At 51.0% G+C, this 16,630-nt stretch carries 15 protein-coding genes; 13 read left to right on the forward strand and 2 right to left on the reverse strand.

Features of this window, described 5'->3' with window-relative positions; translation table 11 throughout:
• Window positions 1-143: 143 nt before the first annotated feature.
• The 3 genes from pth to A1WG_RS00740 all read left to right on the forward strand — a co-directional run bounded on the left by pth (window position 144) and on the right by A1WG_RS00740 (window position 2,309).
• A complete protein-coding gene (gene pth, locus A1WG_RS00750) occupies window positions 144-728 on the forward strand; it encodes an aminoacyl-tRNA hydrolase (protein ID WP_000152932.1) in 585 nt (194 codons plus the stop codon).
• Window positions 729-844: 116 nt separating this feature from the next.
• Window positions 845-1,936: a redox-regulated ATPase YchF gene (ychF, locus tag A1WG_RS00745; protein ID WP_000505858.1), complete on the forward strand. Its 1,092-nt coding sequence runs from the start codon at window positions 845-847 to the stop codon at window positions 1,934-1,936.
• 190 nt (window positions 1,937-2,126) lie between these two features.
• Window positions 2,127-2,309 carry a hypothetical protein gene (locus tag A1WG_RS00740; protein WP_001516532.1) on the forward strand — a complete coding sequence of 61 codons (183 nt, stop codon included), beginning with the start codon at window positions 2,127-2,129 and terminating at the stop codon, window positions 2,307-2,309.
• A gap of 37 nt (window positions 2,310-2,346) precedes the next feature.
• On the opposite strand, the gene dhaR is transcribed toward A1WG_RS00740, so the two are convergent.
• The gene (gene dhaR, locus A1WG_RS00735; RefSeq protein ID WP_001516533.1) at window positions 2,347-4,266 is read right to left on the reverse strand and encodes a dihydroxyacetone kinase operon transcriptional regulator DhaR; all 1,920 of its coding nucleotides are present in this window, start codon (window positions 4,264-4,266) and stop codon (window positions 2,347-2,349) included.
• A 226-nt stretch (window positions 4,267-4,492) separates the two neighbouring features.
• Between dhaR and dhaK the strand changes: the two genes are divergently transcribed.
• The 10 genes from dhaK to A1WG_RS00685 all read left to right on the forward strand — a co-directional run bounded on the left by dhaK (window position 4,493) and on the right by A1WG_RS00685 (window position 16,236).
• A complete protein-coding gene (gene dhaK, locus A1WG_RS00730) occupies window positions 4,493-5,563 on the forward strand; it encodes a dihydroxyacetone kinase subunit DhaK (protein WP_000733746.1) in 1,071 nt (356 codons plus the stop codon).
• 10 nt (window positions 5,564-5,573) lie between these two features.
• Window positions 5,574-6,206: a dihydroxyacetone kinase subunit DhaL gene (gene dhaL, locus A1WG_RS00725; protein ID WP_001516534.1), complete on the forward strand. Its 633-nt coding sequence runs from the start codon at window positions 5,574-5,576 to the stop codon at window positions 6,204-6,206.
• Between the two features lie 10 nt (window positions 6,207-6,216).
• Window positions 6,217-7,635: a dihydroxyacetone kinase phosphoryl donor subunit DhaM gene (gene dhaM / locus A1WG_RS00720; RefSeq protein WP_001516535.1), complete on the forward strand. Its 1,419-nt coding sequence runs from the start codon at window positions 6,217-6,219 to the stop codon at window positions 7,633-7,635.
• Between the two features lie 133 nt (window positions 7,636-7,768).
• Window positions 7,769-9,466, forward strand: a complete 1,698-nt coding sequence (locus A1WG_RS00715) for an alpha,alpha-trehalase (protein WP_001516536.1) — start codon at window positions 7,769-7,771, stop codon at window positions 9,464-9,466.
• 337 nt (window positions 9,467-9,803) lie between these two features.
• On the forward strand, window positions 9,804-10,826 hold the full coding sequence (locus A1WG_RS00710; protein ID WP_001516537.1) for an iron ABC transporter substrate-binding protein: 1,023 nt from the start codon (window positions 9,804-9,806) through the stop codon (window positions 10,824-10,826).
• Entirely contained in the window at window positions 10,826-11,812 is a 987-nt protein-coding gene (locus A1WG_RS00705; RefSeq protein WP_001261268.1) for a FecCD family ABC transporter permease, read from the forward strand. The genes A1WG_RS00710 and A1WG_RS00705 overlap by 1 nt, the downstream gene beginning before the upstream one ends.
• Entirely contained in the window at window positions 11,809-12,567 is a 759-nt protein-coding gene (locus tag A1WG_RS00700) for an ABC transporter ATP-binding protein (RefSeq protein ID WP_001516538.1), read from the forward strand. Before A1WG_RS00705 ends, A1WG_RS00700 begins: the two co-directional genes overlap by 4 nt.
• Window positions 12,568-12,576: 9 nt before the next feature.
• On the forward strand, window positions 12,577-13,389 hold the full coding sequence (locus tag A1WG_RS00695; protein WP_000903986.1) for a class I SAM-dependent methyltransferase: 813 nt from the start codon (window positions 12,577-12,579) through the stop codon (window positions 13,387-13,389).
• On the forward strand, window positions 13,386-14,240 hold the full coding sequence (modD, locus tag A1WG_RS00690; RefSeq protein ID WP_001516539.1) for a ModD protein: 855 nt from the start codon (window positions 13,386-13,388) through the stop codon (window positions 14,238-14,240). Before A1WG_RS00695 ends, modD begins: the two co-directional genes overlap by 4 nt.
• 25 nt (window positions 14,241-14,265) lie before the next feature.
• Entirely contained in the window at window positions 14,266-16,236 is a 1,971-nt protein-coding gene (locus tag A1WG_RS00685; RefSeq protein WP_001516540.1) for a TonB-dependent receptor plug domain-containing protein, read from the forward strand.
• A 49-nt stretch (window positions 16,237-16,285) separates the two neighbouring features.
• Here A1WG_RS00685 and A1WG_RS00680 read toward each other — a convergent pair whose 3' ends face one another.
• Window positions 16,286-16,540: a GlsB/YeaQ/YmgE family stress response membrane protein gene (locus A1WG_RS00680; protein WP_000511315.1), complete on the reverse strand. Its 255-nt coding sequence runs from the start codon at window positions 16,538-16,540 to the stop codon at window positions 16,286-16,288.
• Window positions 16,541-16,630: the final 90 nt, after the last annotated feature.

A 16,630-nucleotide genomic window follows, 5' to 3' on the forward strand; every position in this document is an offset into this window, starting at 1 on the left:
ATAACCATCTGAACACCCTGACTTTCTAATAGTCTGTAGAGGCAATTATTGTGTTGTCAGCATATAAGGCGCTGTTTTTTGTCAAGCGGGGCCGCAACCAGTAAACTACGCGCCAGTTATGTACTCACTCAGGACAAAAAAACGTGACGATTAAATTGATTGTCGGCCTGGCGAACCCCGGCGCTGAATATGCAGCAACGCGACATAATGCTGGTGCCTGGTTCGTTGACTTACTGGCGGAGCGTTTACGCGCCCCTCTACGGGAAGAAGCTAAATTCTTCGGTTATACCTCACGAGTGACTCTCGGAGGAGAAGATGTCCGCCTGTTAGTCCCGACTACATTTATGAATCTCAGCGGCAAAGCAGTCGCAGCGATGGCCAGTTTTTTCCGCATTAACCCGGATGAAATTCTGGTCGCCCACGACGAACTGGATCTGCCTCCTGGCGTCGCCAAATTTAAATTGGGCGGTGGCCACGGTGGTCACAATGGACTGAAAGACATCATCAGTAAATTAGGTAATAACCCTAACTTTCACCGTTTACGCATCGGAATTGGTCATCCGGGCGATAAAAACAAAGTTGTCGGCTTTGTGTTAGGCAAACCACCTGTTAGTGAACAGAAGTTAATTGATGACGCCATCGACGAAGCGGCACGTTGTACTGAAATGTGGTTTACAGATGGCCTGACCAAAGCAACGAACCGATTGCACGCCTTTAAAGCGCAATAAGTCGTTGTCTGCGGCATTTTTGCCGAGTGCCGTGTATAATAGGCAAAGTTATTTCCATTTCTACAATCTGTTTACGATAACAGGTTGATTATTAAGATATTAAGGTGATTTAAATCATGGGATTCAAATGCGGTATCGTCGGTTTGCCCAACGTCGGGAAATCTACCCTGTTCAACGCGCTGACCAAAGCCGGTATTGAAGCGGCCAACTTTCCATTCTGCACCATCGAGCCGAACACCGGCGTCGTACCAATGCCCGATCCACGCCTGGATCAACTGGCTGAAATCGTAAAACCGCAGCGCACGCTTCCCACCACCATGGAATTTGTCGATATCGCCGGTCTGGTAAAAGGCGCGTCGAAAGGTGAAGGTCTGGGTAACCAGTTCCTGACCAACATCCGTGAAACCGAAGCGATCGGCCACGTTGTTCGTTGCTTTGAAAATGACAATATCATCCACGTTTCCGGCAAAGTTAACCCGGCGGACGATATTGACGTTATCAATACCGAACTGGCACTGGCGGATCTCGACACCTGTGAACGTGCAATTCATCGCGTACAGAAGAAGGCCAAAGGTGGCGATAAAGACGCGAAAGCCGAACTGGCGGTTCTGGAAAAATGTCTGCCACAGCTAGAAAACGCAGGTATGCTGCGCGCGCTGGATTTAAGCGCAGAAGAGAAAGCGGCTATTCGTTACCTGAGCTTCCTGACTCTGAAACCGACGATGTACATCGCCAACGTCAACGAAGACGGTTTTGAAAACAACCCGTATCTTGACCAGGTGCGTGAGATTGCGGCGAAAGAAGGCTCTATCGTGGTTCCGGTTTGTGCTGCTGTTGAAGCAGACATTGCCGAACTGGACGACGAAGAACGTGACGAGTTTATGCAGGAACTGGGACTGGAAGAGCCGGGTCTGAACCGTGTGATCCGTGCTGGTTATAAACTGCTGAATCTGCAAACTTACTTCACCGCTGGGGTGAAAGAAGTGCGCGCATGGACCATTCCGGTTGGTGCAACGGCTCCGCAGGCTGCTGGCAAAATCCACACCGATTTTGAAAAAGGCTTTATCCGTGCACAAACCATCTCGTTTGAAGATTTCATCACTTACAAAGGTGAACAAGGCGCGAAAGAAGCGGGCAAAATGCGTGCAGAAGGTAAAGATTACATCGTTAAAGATGGCGATGTGATGAACTTCCTGTTCAACGTCTAATTCCGCGTAATACCCGAGCGGTTAATAATGAGCCATTATGTGAGTTGCACATAATGGCTTTTTTTTTACCTGCTACGCTGCTACTTCCAATTCTGAGTTACCGAAATTCATAATCAGACTCCTGGCAATATTAACAATATGGCTTTTATGTGATAACAATCACAGTGCATTAACCGTTCAAGAGTTTGTCATGAAAAAAACATTTACCTTCAGCCTGTTAGCAATTGTCTTCGCCAGCCTGTTAAGTGCTTGTGTTCCTCACCATCATCACCGCCACAGCGATGGCCCTCGTGGCCCTGCGGCCTCCGGTAAGCCAATGCCCCCCTCGAATGGTGGGCCAAATCATGGCAGCCCTGGTCATGGTCGCTATTAATTAGCAAGTCATAGACGGGAGAGTACATACTCTCCCACTATCCACGGCGTTTGAACTGACTCGCATCAATGCCATGTTGCTTCATTTTTCGCCACAGCGTAGTGCGACCAATCCCCAGTAATGCAGACATTTCCTGAATACGTCCGCCCGTAACCTGAGCTGCATTAATAATTGCCTCTTTTTCGACTTCCGCAAATGACAGACTGGTTGAAAGACGTGTGGCGCTGACATCATCTGTCGCCTGTTCGGTAAACAGATGTTCAGGCAAATCACTGATGCGAATTCGCCCGTTATCGCTGCTCAGGGCAAGGTTCTCGATGACGCTGTACAGTTCAAAATCATTGCCGGGCCATGCACAAGAAACCAGGCGGGCAAGCGCATCGTCATCAATTTTCAGGCGGGTTGAGAAACGTTTTTCGAGATTGCGCAGCTTGTTATTCACCAACGCCGGAATACTGCCGCGCCGCATACGCAGCGGCGGGATAGTAATTTCAAACGCATGCAGCGCGTAATAAAGTTGCCGGCTAAAGCGATTTTGTTCCACCAGCATTGCCAGATCCGCGGTCGTTGTAGCAATGACTTTGACATCAATCGGTATTAAACGCCGCGCATCCAGCCGCGTGATAACCCCCTGCTTGATAACCTGTAATAAAGCAGACTGTAACTCCACTGCCAGATATTCAATTTTTTCAAGAAACAACGTGCCGCCGTGCGCCAGTTCCAGCCGACTCAGGCGACCATTTTCGTTCTCCGGGCGATCGCTGCCAATAAGCTCGTCCGCCAGCGTCGCATCACCGTATAACTCGCAATTGACGGCGATATAAGGCCCTGCTGCCCGCTCGCTTTCATTATGAATTGCCTGACTTAACAGGGCTTTACCAACGCCCTCTTCCCCACAAAGTAGAACAGGAAAACTGCTGCGCGCCGCCTGACGGCCAAAATGAATCAAGCGGCGGGTTTGCGGATCGTCCTGCGGCATATGGGCAAATGTATGACTAACTTTGCCTAATTGACTGGTCATCAATTGCCGCATCTGTTCCACCGGATGCAGCAACAGAATAAAGCTGGTTCCCTGCGTTTCTATTATTGGTTTAAGGGTAATGACCGCATCAATAAACTGATGCTGGCTTTCAAAGGTCGCTTCCACATGTTTGAGCGGATGCGCCTGTTTTATTGCCTGTTGCAAAACGGCGGGTAACGTTAACAGCTCAGTGATCGCCTTGCCCTGACTTGCCGTCGCGTCCAGACGCAAAACACGCGCCGCCTGAGCATTGATAAATTGCAAATTACCCTGCTCGTCCCAGCTAATCACCCCATCGTCCATACTTTCTAACAGGGCGTTAAGCTGATTTAAATGCCGATTAGTTTCAGCAAGCAAACTGTCCGTCAGCAGTAAATTCCCCACCTCGCGAGCAATTGCCAGCGTCAACGGCAAATCGGCTGCCGTCGATTGTTCAGCCGGACACGCCAGGGCTATCGTCCCCGTCAATCGCCCTTTGCTGTCAAACAGTGGCGTTGCACAAAATGCCCAATCCCAAAGCATCTGCTTAAAATGTTGATCGGCCTTCGTTTTCACAGCCTGACCGGAGATAGCCGCTAACGATAATGCACAAGTGCCAATGATCCCTTCAGCACAATATGTACCGTCGCTGAATCCCAGCAGACTGAGCTGGCGCAACGTCTGCGGATCACCATAACGGCTAAGAATGCAGGCCGTTTCATCAAGGATAAACAGGGCGCACTCTCGGGGTGCCATATATTCCCAGGCATCTTCCAGCGCCGCTTGCCCAAGCGTCAGCATCGCCTTTTTACGCCGACAAATAGAAGCAAATGTTACGCCCTGTGCCTGGTGCGGTTTGCTCCATAACTCCCGTTTCATCAGCTTACAGCATCGCTCCCAGGAGGCTGCAATTAAGGGAGAAAGCCCCCGGCTATCGTCGTTAAAACCGCCATTCATATTCCGCTCACTTATGACAAAAGGTGTTCCGGCTCGCAATTTTTAGTATTAAGACACATCCAAGTTTCAATATGAAACATTCATTAAAGCATATGTTCCATTATGAAACGCAATTTGGGTTAATTTTCTTTTCCCTTGCCTGATGCACAATGGATTCATCGGCAGTCAGTGGTCGCCGTATCGTTGAACATCATCCATGCCCTACCGTAAATGCTGGAGCAAAATAATGAAAAAATTGATCAATGATGTGCAAGACGTACTGAACGAACAACTGGCAGGGCTGGCGAAAGCCCATCCTTCGCTGACGCTGCATCAGGACCCACTGTATGTCACCCGAGCTGATGCACCCGTTGCAGGAAAAGTCGCTCTACTGTCGGGCGGCGGCAGCGGACACGAGCCGATGCACTGCGGTTATATCGGCCAGGGAATGCTCTCGGGGGCATGTCCTGGCGAAATATTCACCTCTCCGACGCCAGACAAAATCTTTGAATGCGCCATGCAAATTGATGGCGGCGAAGGTGTGCTGCTGATTATCAAAAATTACACCGGCGATATTCTTAACTTCGAAACAGCAACAGAATTACTGCACGACAGCGGCGTAAAAGTCACCACAGTGGTTGTCGATGACGACGTTGCGGTGAAAGACAGTCTTTACACCGCCGGGCGGCGCGGCGTTGCCAACACGGTATTAATTGAAAAACTGGTGGGTGCGGCGGCGGAACGTGGCGACTCACTGGACGCCTGTGCAGAACTGGGGCGTAAGTTGAATAATCAGGGTCACTCAATTGGTATCGCCCTCGGTGCCTGTACCGTTCCTGCCGCAGGCAAACCGTCTTTTACGTTGGCGGATAATGAGATGGAGTTTGGCGTTGGCATTCATGGTGAACCAGGTATTGACCGTCGCCCCTTCTCTTCCCTTAATCAAACCGTCGATGAAATGTTCGATACCCTGCTGGAAAATGGCGCATATCATCGCACGCTGCGCTTCTGGGATTATCAACAAGGAAACTGGCTGGAACAGACGCAAACCAAACAGCCGCTACAGTCTGGCGATCGGGTGATTGCACTGGTCAACAATCTTGGTGCCACACCGCTTTCTGAGCTATACGGCGTCTATAACCGCCTGACCACGCGTTGTCAGCAAGCGGGTTTGACTATCGAGCGTAATTTAATTGGCGCGTACTGCACCTCACTGGATATGTCCGGCTTTTCTATCACCTTACTGAAAGTTGATGACGAAATGTTGGCACTATGGGACGCCCCGGTCCATACCCCGGCACTCAACTGGGGTAAATAAGGAGATGATGATGTCACTGAGCAGAACACAGATTGTTAACTGGCTCACTCGCTGTGGAGAAATTTTCAGCAAAGAGAGCGATTATCTCACCAGCCTTGACCGTGAAATTGGTGACGCTGACCACGGGCTGAATATGAATCGTGGCTTTAGCAAAGTGGTGGAGAAACTACCCGCCATCGAGGACAAGGATATTGGTTTCATCCTCAAAAATACCGGTATGACGTTGCTTTCCAGCGTCGGCGGTGCCAGTGGTCCGCTGTTCGGTACGTTTTTTATTCGCGCCGCACAGGTAACTCAGGCACGACAAAGCCTGACGCTGGAAGAGCTTTATCAGATGTTCCGCGATGGTGCGGATGGCGTAATCAGCCGGGGAAAAGCCGAGCCCGGCGATAAGACCATGTGCGATGTCTGGGTGCCGGTGGTTGAGTCGTTACGTCAGTCCTGCGAGCAAAATCTCTCTGTTCCGGCGGCGCTCGACGCTGCCAGCAGCGTCGCTGAATCCGCTGCACAAAGCACGATTACGATGCAAGCCCGCAAAGGCCGTGCCAGTTACCTCGGTGAACGCAGTATCGGTCACCAGGATCCTGGCGCGACCTCCGTGATGTTTATGATGAAAATGCTGGCTTTAGCCGCGAAAGAGTAAGGAATTGGTGATGGTAAACCTGGTCATAGTTTCACATAGCGCCCGACTGGGAGAAGGTGTTGGTGAATTAGCCCGTCAGATGCTGATGAGCGATAGTTGTAAAATCGCCGTTGCCGCGGGGATTGATGATCCACAAAATCCCATCGGCACCGATGCCGTCAAAGTGATGGAAGCCATCGAATCCGTTGCCGATGCCGACCATGTGCTGGTCATGATGGATATGGGGAGCGCGTTATTGAGTGCAGAAACCGCACTGGAATTGCTTGCGCCAGAGATCGCCGCAAAAGTACGGTTGTGCGCCGCACCGTTGGTTGAAGGGACGCTGGCTGCGACGGTCAGCGCGGCGTCAGGTGCGGATATCAACCAGGTTATCCATGACGCAATGCATGCGCTGGAAGCCAAACGCGAACAACTGGGTTTACCGTCATCCGACAGTGAAATCTCTGACATATGCCCTCCGCACGATGAAGAGGCTCGTTCTCTGGCGGTGGTGATTAAAAACCGTAACGGCCTCCACGTGCGCCCGGCCTCCCGACTGGTCTATACCTTATCGGTATTTAATGCGGACATGTTGCTGGAGAAAAACGGTAAATGCGTCACGCCGGAAAGTATTAACCAGATTGCGCTGTTACAAGTCCGCTATAACGATACTCTGCGCCTGATTGTGAAAGGGCCTGAAGCTGAAGAGGCGCTGGCCGCTTTCCGCCAGTTGGCTGAAGATAACTTTGGTGAAACGGAAGAGATAGCGCCACCGACTCTGCGCCCAGTCCCTCCTGTCACGGGTAAAGCCTTCTATTATCAACCGGTTTTATGCACAGTGCAGGCGAAATCAACTCTGACAGCGGAACAAGAACAGGAACGATTACGCCAGGCGATTGACTTCACATTGTTAGATTTGATGGCCTTATCGGCAAAGGCAGAGGCAAACGGGCTCGACGATATCGCCGCGATCTTTTCCGGCCACCATACTCTGTTAGACGATCCTGAGCTACTGGCGGCGGCAAGCGAACTCCTTCAGCATGAACACTGCACAGCAGAATATGCCTGGCAGCAGGTTCTTAAAGAACTTAGCCAGCAATATCAGCAGCTTGATGATGAATATTTGCAAGCTCGCTATATTGATGTAGACGATCTTCTGCATCGTACCCTGCTCCACCTGACACAGACGAAAGAAGAACTGCCGCAATTTAGCGCGCCGACTATTTTACTGGCGGAGAATATTTACCCTTCCACCATGTTGCAACTGGACCCGACTGTCGTTAAAGGCATCTGTCTTAGCGCCGGAAGCCCGGTATCCCACAGCGCCTTAATTGCCCGTGAACTGGGCATTGGCTGGGTTTGTCAGCAGGGCGAGAAACTGTATGCGCTACAACCTGAAGAGACATTAACCCTGGATGTAAAAGCACAACGCTTCAGGCATCAGAGTTAAATTAGATTCTCCGTCAGATTTGTCTGTCAGTTCGCAGAATAAGATTTCAATCATGTCCTTACGGCGATCCTGAACTAAGGTTTTCTGATACTTGAATACCGTTTTGTTCGGTATCGCCAAAGGAGAATGATTGATGAAACCACGTGTCCCTCGTCATCCACAAAGAATGGCGTTAATTCCCACCACACTTTTTTTGTGTTTTGCCGCGCTATCGGCACAAGCGGAAGAAATTGCCGTCACACCACAATCGCCTGATATTTTGTTGGGACCGTTGTTTGACGATGTACAAAACGCCAAACTTTTTCCGGATCAAAAAACCTTTGCCGACGCCGTGCCAAACAGCGATCCGCTGATGATCCTCGCTGATTACCGGATGCAACAGAACCAGAGCGGGTTTGATTTGCGTCACTTCGTGAAAGTCAATTTCTCCCTGCCAAAAGAAGGCGAGAAACACATCCCACCAAAGGGACAGTCGCTACGTGAACATATTGATGGGCTTTGGCCGGTATTAACCCGTACAACCGAAAGCACCGAAAAATGGGACTCTCTGCTGCCGTTGCCGAAACCCTATGTCGTGCCGGGGGGGCGTTTCCGGGAAGTATATTACTGGGACAGCTACTTCACTATGCTGGGGCTTGCTGAAAGCGGTCACTGGGATAAAGTTGCGGATATGGTGGCGAATTTTGGCTATGAAATAGACACTTACGGACATATTCCAAACGGTAATCGCAGCTATTATTTGAGCCGTTCACAACCACCCTTCTTTGCCCTGATGGTGGAGTTACTGGCACAACATGAAGGCGATGCAGCGTTGAAACAGTATCTGCCGCAACTGCAAAAAGAATATGCTTACTGGATGGACGGCGTTGAAAACCTGCAAGCCGGGCAACAGGAAAAACGCGTTGTAAAGCTCAAGGATGGCACTATCCTTAACCGCTACTGGGACGACCGCGATACACCGCGTCCGGAATCGTGGGTGGAAGATATCGCCACAGCCAAAAGCAATCCCGGTCGCCCCGCTACGGAAATCTATCGCGACCTGCGTTCCGCCGCCGCATCTGGCTGGGATTTCAGCTCGCGCTGGATGGATAATCCACAGCAGTTAAATACCTTGCGCACCACCAGCATTGTGCCGGTCGATCTTAATAGTCTGATGTATAAAATGGAAAAAATTCTCGCCAGCGCCAGTAAAGCCGCCGGGGATAACGCGATGGCCAGTCAATATGAAACATTAGCCAATGCCCGTCAGCAAGGGATCGAAAAATACCTGTGGAACGACCAGCAAGGCTGGTATGCCGATTACGATCTGAAGAGCCATAAAGTACGCAATCAGTTAACTGCCGCCGCCCTGTTCCCGCTGTATGTCAACGCTGCGGCGAAAGATCGTGCCAGCAAAATGGCAACGGCGACCAGAACGCATCTGCTGCAACCTGGCGGACTGAACACCACCTCGGTGAAAAGTGGACAGCAATGGGATGCGCCAAATGGCTGGGCACCGTTGCAATGGGTTGCTACCGAAGGATTGCAAAACTACGGGCAAAATGAGGTGGCGATGGATATTAGCTGGAATTTCCTGACCAATGTTCAACACACTTATGACCGGGAGAAAAAGCTGGTCGAAAAATATGATGTCAGCACCACCGGAACAGGTGGCGGCGGTGGCGAATATCCGTTGCAGGATGGCTTTGGCTGGACCAACGGCGTGACGCTGAAAATGCTGGATTTGATCTGCCCGAAAGCGCAACCGTGTGACAACGTTCCGGCAAGTCGCCCACTCAGTAAATCAACAACACCGCCGGTTAAACAAAAAGAGGCGGAACCTACGCCTTAAATTTACTGTATATCGGGCAATGTCATTCCGCACATTAAATTGGCATTGCCCATTTTTTCCATGAAATATCAAAAATCGCTCATTATACATTCTATACCTTAGCCGCCTTATATCAGAGCAAGCGTTAAATCTTGCATTATCAATTTATTAATCATTACGATTCTATTTATATTTTTGTCTGTCTCCCATTCTCCCTGATAATTTTTCTTGTTAAACAAAATGCTGTTTAGCAAATAAGCAGACCAATCTGTTTCTTTAAATAAATCTTGATATCAAACATGATCTTTATCGATGTATATGCGAATATATAGCGGTTTTGATTGTCAGGATATTACTCATGCCACTAACCAGACGGATGTTTACGCAGGCTCTTGCATCCACCCTGCTCCTGTATCATTTGCCGTCCTTTGCACAACCCGTTAAATTCTGGGCCTCACCGATGCTCCCCGACGCAAAAAAGATTACGCGCATAGTCAGCGCTGGTGCGCCTGCGGATCTGCTTTTGCTGGCTGTCGCTCCGGAAAAACTGGTCGGTTTTTCTTCCTTTGACTTTGCCCGCGAAGCGGCTATTCCATTACCCCCGGCGATTCGCCATTTACCTAAACTTGGGCGGCTTGCCGGGCGCGCCAGTTCGCTCTCGATGGAAGGGCTGATGGCATTGCAGCCCGATCTGGTCGTTGATTGCGGCAATACAGATGACACCTGGATCTCCCAGGCCCGGCAGGTTAGCGAGCAGACACAAATCCCCTGGTTATTGCTTAACGGGAAACTGGAGCAATCCGCAGAACAGTTAACAACGCTGGGCAAAACGTTAGGCGAAGAAAACCGCGCCGCAGAACAAGCCAGTCTCGCCAACCGTTTCGTTCGTGAAGCTCAGGCGTTCGCCGCCTCGCCCGCTGCCAACATTCGCTTTTATGCCGCGCGTGGTGCCCGGGGGCTGGAAACAGGTTTACAAGGTTCGTTGCATACTGAGGCGGCAGAATTATTAGGTCTGCACAATGTTGCACAAATTGCCGATCGTCATGGGCTGGCGCAAGTATCCATGGAAAACCTGCTGCGCTGGCAGCCGGATATTATTCTGGTTCAGGATCCCGTCACTGCTGACTTTATCCGTAACGACCCGCTCTGGCAGGGGGTAAAAGCTGTCGCGGAACGACGCATCTTATTTTTAACTGGCTTGCCCTTTGGCTGGCTGGATGCCCCACCAGGAATCAATCGCCTTTTGGGGTTACGCCGATTGCATGCCTGGCTCGATCCCGTAGTCAACAGCCAGTTTAAAAATGATATGCAGCGTTACGCCCAACTGTTCTGGCATAGCACATTAAGTGACGCCGACTATCAAAAAATGGTGGCGAGCTAATGAGAACAGTGAACGGGTTTATTTTGCTTTTGCTGCTGGCAGCCATCAGCATCACTTTTGCTGCCGTAAGTGGGGCTTATCATCTCGATATGCAGCAGTTGCTGGCGCTCATTCTTCGTCAAGAAGATGTCCCAGTGCAGGAACACATTGTCTTCTGGCAAATCCGCGTACCGCGCATTCTTGCTGCGCTGTTACTGGGCGCTGCGCTGGCGGGGGCGGGAACCACCTATCAGGGTATGTTCCGTAATCCCTTAGTTTCACCAGATATTCTGGGTGTCTCCGCGGGTGCCGGACTCGGAGCCTGCGCGGCAATCCTGTGGGGATTGTCGATTGTTTACATCCAACTGTACGCGTTTTGCGGCGGACTGTTGGTCGTCGCGGGTGTCTGGTTGATTACACGCCGGGTTACCCGCCACGATCCGGTCTTAACTCTGGTACTGGTCGGTATTGCGCTGGGTACGCTATGCGGAGCCGGAATTTCGCTAATAAAAACTCTGGCCGATCCCTACACCCAGTTACCTTCAATAACCTTCTGGTTGCTGGGAGGGCTGTCCACCGTAACCTTGCGTGATCTTTACTACGCTGCGCCGATCATTCTAATTGGCTCCCTGCCCCTGTTTTTCCTCCGCTGGCGCATGAATTTACTCACACTTTCCGACGATGAAGCCAGCTCGCTGGGGCTGAATGTTGCGCGCCTGAGGTTAGGGTTGATTATCTGCGCCACGCTAATCACCGCCAGCACAGTGGCAATAGCAGGAATTATTGGTTGGATCGGCCTCGTCGTCCCACATATTGCCCGCTTGTTGACTGGTCACAACCATCAGCAACTATTGCCTGTGGCGATGTCTACAGGTGCCATTCTGCTTCTGCTCACCGACACACTGGCGCGAAGCATTGGGACAACAGAAATCCCGCTCGGCATTCTGACCGCTTTTGTTGGTGCACCATTTTTTCTGCTGTTGTTGTTACGCGGAGGTCGCCAGTGACTTTGCTTGCCGTCCGTCATGCTTCTCTGGGTTACTCCCGCCATCCGGTGCTACACGACGTTTCCTTCAACCTGTCTCAGGGATCAATTTGTTGCCTGCTGGGAGCCAATGGCTGCGGTAAAACTACGCTGATGCGCACCATTCTTGGCGTGATTCCATTGTCAGGTGGCGAGATTTTGCTGGATGGCGTACCTGTTCAGAAACTTAGCCATCACCAGCGCGCGCAAGCTATTGCCTGGGTGCCGCAAGCGCACGACGGTGTTTTTGCTTTCAGTGTACTGGACATGGTGTTAATGGGACTGACTCCAATAATGGGGACGTTTTCCGTCCCCGGTAAGCAAGAACGCCTGAAAGCCACAGAGCAACTGGAAAAGCTGGGTATTTCGCATCTGGCGACAAGGCACTGGAATACCCTTAGCGGCGGTGAACGCCAGATGGCATTAATCGCCCGCGCCCTGCTTCAGCAACCACGCTTGTTGTTACTGGATGAACCTGCCTCCAGCCTCGATTTTGGTCATCAGATCCAACTGCTGGACACCCTGGCGCAGCTAAAAAATAACGGAATGACGATGCTGATGTCGACCCATCATCCGCTACATGCTAACGCCATTGCCGACAGCGTTATCCGGGTTGAGCCAGATGGACGCGTAACACAAGGCTTACCGGCTGAACAACTGACAATGGACAAACTGGCAGCCCTGTATCGGGTTTCCGCCGCCCAGATTCATCATCACCTCTCTGCCATTAAACGCTAAGGAACAATCATGCTCATTGATGATATTGATTTTGCAGACCTTTATCTTCAGCAATTAAAGCTGGCTCACCGAACAGAAAAAACGCCAGATCACTGGGATCAACGGGCGGAAAAAATGGCCGAGAATTGCGCCTCGCCAACGGACAGCTATCTGCAACAACTGATCGCTAAAATTGACCTGCAGGGCGCAAATTCCTTATTCGATATGGGCTGTGGACCGGGCACTGTGTCACTGGCACTGGCTGATAAAGTCACTACCGTTTATGGCGTTGATTACAGTCAGGGGATGCTGAACGTTGCCGCCCGTCGCGCCGCCGCGATGAAGGCCGACAATGTCCACTGGATCCAACGCGCCTGGGAAGAGGACTGGAGTGACCTGCCACGCTGCGATATTGCCGTGGCTTCCCGATCCACGCTGGTGGCTGACATGCGCCAGGCGATGACCAAACTGAATAATCAGGCACGGTTACGCGTCTATACCACCCATCTTGTCAGTACCTCGTTCGTCTCCCCTGCCATCCAGCGGGCGGCAGGTCGGGAAGTGATCGAATTACCCAACTATATCTTTGCACTTAACGTGCTGTATCAGATGGGAATTTATGCTCACGTTGATTTTATCCGTGGGCAAAATTGCCAACAGGATAACAGTACCTGGGAACGTTTTGAGCAGAACGTCAGTTGGAGTCTCGGCACGCTTAACGACGATGAACGCGAACGGTTATATCGCTGGTATCAACAACAGGATGCTCGCGCCCTCGCCCCTGCCAGCCGCGACTGGGCACTCATCTGGTGGGACAGCGTGCCACAGGAGGCACTGCGATGATTTTCATTTCTCAGGCACAAATCGATGCGTTACTTCTGGAGGATATCCAGGGCGGTGACCTGACCACACGTGCACTAGGCATCGGTGAACAGCCTGGTGTTATTGATTTTTTTCACCGCCAGGGCGGCTGCGTCAGTGGCGTGGCGGTGGCTTGCAAGATGTTAACCACGCTGGGATTAACCATCGATGATGCTGTCAGCGACGGTTCACTAGCGAACCCGGGTCAGCGTCTAATCCGGGCACATGGCAATGCCGCAGCACTTCATCAGGGGTGGAAAGCAGTCCAGAACGTGCTGGAGTGGAGTTGCGGCGTGTCTGATTATCTCGCTCAAATGTTGATGCTGCTTCGCGAACGTTATTCCGATGGCAATATTGCCTGCACCAGAAAAGCGATCCCCGGCACCCGTTTACTGACAGCGCAGGCAATTCTGGCCGCAGGGGGATTGATTCACCGTGCCGGATGTGCGGAGACCATATTATTGTTTGCCAACCACCGTCATTTTCTTGCCGACAAGCAGGACTGGTCGGGCGCAATCGCTCAGTTACGTCGCCACGCACCGGAGAAGAAAATCGTTGTTGAAGCCGATACGCCTGAAGAGGCAATTGCCGCGTTACGCGCGCAACCAGACGTACTTCAGCTCGACAAATTTAGTCCGCAGCAGGCAACGGAAATTGCGCAAAAAGCACCGTCACTGGCTCCTCACTGCACGCTGGCTCTGACGGGTGGAATTAATCTGACAACTCTCAAAAATTACCTCGATTGTGGCATCCGACTGTTTATTACCTCCGCGCCTTATTACGCGGCACCGGCTGATATCAAAGTCAGTCTGAAACCCAAAGCCTCTTTTTAATTCTTTATTAAACGGAATTTATTTTATGAGATTCAAAAAACATTATCTCTGCACAGCATTATCAATTGCACTTGCCCAGCAGGCCGTAGCAGCTCAAGAGAGCGATACACTGACTGTATGGTCCAGCCCTGTATCATCGACGACGACCACCATTCTCGATCAACCCACCATAAAGGCGTTGGATAAACAAAATGTTGCTCAGGCATTAAGTGTCGTTCCCGGCGTGGTGCTGCAAAAATCAGGCAGCCGCAACGAAGAACAGGTCAAAGTTCGTGGTTTTGATAGCCGTCAGGTGCCGGTCTATTTCGACGGCGTCCCCATTTATGTTCCCTATGATGGTAACCTCGATCTGGCGCGGATTTTAACCAACAATCTGGGCGCGGTCGAAGTTTCCAAAGGGTATTCCTCACTGCTACAGGGACCTAATCAGATGGGGGGTTCCATAAACATCACCACTCAGAAACCGACCAAACCGCTGGAAGCGAGTCTGGGATATCGTCAGGGATGGAGCCGTAGTCAGGACAACGCCTACGATATGCACGCTTCATTTGCCGCCAGCAGCGATCTGGGATACTTGCAAGTCAGCGGCAGCCAGCTAAAACAGGATTTTCTCGGCCTGCCACACGGTGTTAATAATGATATTGCAGGCAAGCACGGCAAGATGATTAACTCATCTGCCGATGACAAACGCGGCATTGTGAAGCTCGGTTTTACACCGCGTGAAAACGATGAATACACGCTGACTTACATTAAGCAGGATGGCGAAAAAGACAACCCGCCATACAGCGGAAACAGTGGCCAAAAGTCACGCTACTGGCAGTGGCCGGAGTATGACAAAGAAAGTTTTTACTATCAGGGAACCACACAGCTAAACGACCGTTTTACCCTGAAAAGCCGGCTGTATCGCGACACCTTTGAAAATACTCTCATGATGTACAACTCGCTGGCCGATCTGAAAAGTAAAAACGGTAGCTATAGTCACTATTCCGATTACAGCGATGGTGCCGGATTACAACTGGCGGCCGATGTACGTGAAAACGATCTGCTGTCGTTTGCCGTTAACTGGAAGGATGACGTACACCGGGAAAAAGGTGAACCTCACGCCGCTTACGATCGCTATGAAGATCGTACCTGGTCGCTCGCCAGTGAATATCAATGGGCTGCTGCTGATAATTTGGATGTTGTGGCCGGGATCAGCTATGACTGGCGTGATAGCGTAGAAGCGAAAAAACACGAAAAAGATGGCAGCATCACCCATTATGACGACAACAATCAGTCAGCTTTTAACTGGCAGGTGATGGGGAAATACCACTTTGCCAATGAAGACACGCTGGCGCTTTCATACTATGACCGCACGCGCTTCCCGACACTGAAAGAACGCTATACCACGTCCAAACCGGCGTATAACCAGATAGCCATTGTTAATCCACAACTTAAGCCAGAACGCGCTCGCGGAGTGGATTTAACCTGGAATGGCGCTTTCACCCGCGCCTGGGGATTTGAAGTCAGCGTTTACTATAACCGGGTAAGTGACGCCATCCTTTCACACAATATCGATGCCGATACCATTCAAAACCAGAACAGCGGCACGGTAGATTACAGTGGCCTGGATGCCGGTATTAAGGGGAAAATCAGCAATGTACTGGATGTAGGATTGAGCTACGCTCTGATTCATGCCGATGCCAAACGCAAAGATATCGGCAAGATAACCGATCTGCCGACACAGACAATGACTGCATGGATGACACTCAAACCGTGGGAGCCGTTAAGCGTAACGCTGTCGGAAGAGGCGCGTTCCTCCAGTTACAGCAACAGCGACGGTTCACAAAAAGCCGCCGGTTTTGCGGTGACCCACATTCGTGCCGATTACGCCTTAGGTCATGGCTTCAGCGTCAATGCGTCCGTCAATAACCTGTTTGATACGAAATATGCCTACAGCGAAGGGTTTATTGAAGAAGGGCGTAATTTCTGGGCAGGTGTGGAGTATACGTTCTGATTTGAAAGCGGATAGCGGCGTCAGCACCGCTATCCGCCTTATGAAAATCTTATTCTCTTCGCAGAAGGCGAAATACCCCCAGAACCAGGATAGCGCCGACCACCGCCACCAGGAAGCTGTGCAAATTAAAACCGCTAATGGAACCGCCAATGCCAAACATGGTCGCCAGCCAGCCGCCGACAACCGCACCGACTATCCCGAGAATACAGGTCAGGAAAAATCCACCACCATCACGCCCTGGCATGATCAGCTTGGCGATAATGCCGGCTATCAGGCCAAAAATAATCCAGGCAATAATTCCCATGTTCAGGCCCTCGTTTCGATGAATCGGACGCAGAAAATGTTTACGTCAACGCTCTAAGTATAGGCAAGGGCTGGATCGATGCTGGCGTCT

The sequence above is a fragment of the Escherichia sp. KTE96 genome, from assembly GCF_000408525.1.
In the GTDB taxonomy this organism is placed as follows: Bacteria; Pseudomonadota; Gammaproteobacteria; order Enterobacterales; family Enterobacteriaceae; genus Escherichia; species Escherichia marmotae.